The sequence below is a fragment of the Streptomyces sp. NPDC054841 genome, from assembly GCF_053611045.1.
The window spans coordinates 14,953-16,041 of sequence record NZ_JBSGZO010000181.1 but is presented as its reverse complement, the minus strand read 5'-3'; the positions used below and the strand labels follow the sequence as shown (position 1 = coordinate 16,041).

The 1,089-nt window shown below is 72.8% G+C and carries 1 protein-coding gene; it reads left to right on the top strand.

Features of this window, described 5'->3' with window-relative positions; all coding sequences use genetic code 11:
* Positions 1-56: 56 nt before the first annotated feature.
* On the top strand, positions 57-1,089 hold a 1,033-nt coding region (locus ACWGI8_RS23270), incomplete at its 3' end, for a cation diffusion facilitator family transporter (RefSeq protein ID WP_453663588.1).

The following is a 1,089-nucleotide window of genomic DNA, read 5'->3' as shown; positions in this document are numbered from 1 at the left end:
GCCGTGGCTCCTCCACGGCCGCGCAACGATGCGATAACGGACATACGCTCCCAGACATGGCGAGCGAGCAGATCACCGGTGACCCGGCGGACGCCCCCGTTCCGCCCCCGGAACGGATCGATCCGGGTGAGGCGCCCGAGAGCGCCTTCACCGTGATCGTGGCGGGGCTGGCCAACCTCGCCATCGCCCTGGCGAAGGCCGTCGCCGGAGTCGTCAGCGGCTCCAGCGCGATGCTCGCCGAGGCCGCCCATTCGGTCGCCGACACCGTCACCGAGGTTCTGCTGCTCACCGCCCTCAGACGGAGCGCGCGGCCGGCCGACGACGAGCATCCGCTGGGCTACGGGCCCGAGCGGTACGTCTGGGCGATGCTCGCCGCCGTCGCCACGTTCGTCGGTGGCGCCGTCTTCGCCCTCTACGACGGCATCCACACGCTCACGCAGGGCGAGGAGCCGGGCGACCCGTTCGTCTCGTACATCGTGCTCGCCGTCGCCGCCGTCATGGAGGGCTACTCGCTGCGGACCGGCGTCCGCCAGATCCGCGGCGAGGCCGCCCGCTTCGGCACACCCGCGCGCCGCTATCTGCGCTACACCCCCGACACCGCGGTGAAGGCCGTCGTCATGGAGGACTCCGCCGGAATCAGCGGCCTGCTGCTCGCCGCGGGCGGCCTGGCCGGCGCGCAGCTCACCGGCTCCGGCGTGTGGGACGGCATCGCCTCGATCCTCATCGGCCTGCTGCTGGTGTACGTGGCGTGGGTGCTGGGCCGGAGCAACGCACAGCTGCTGATCGGGCGGCCCCTGCCGCCGCGGATGCGGGACTCGGTGCGCGAGGAGCTGCTCACCGTGCCGCACATCATCGAAGTGCTGGAGCTGACCACGCTCATCCAGGGCCCGGCCGAGATCCTGATCGCCGCGAAGGTGAACTTCCGGGACGTCGCGTCGGCCGAGCAGGTGGAGTGGGCCTGCGAGGACGCCGAGGAGCAGCTGCGCCAGCGCTTCCCGGCGATCCGCAGGGTGTACCTGGATGCGACACCGGGGGTGCATCAGGTGCGGCCCGCGGCGGCGGGTGGGCCCGGCGGGGGGTCCGGGGGTC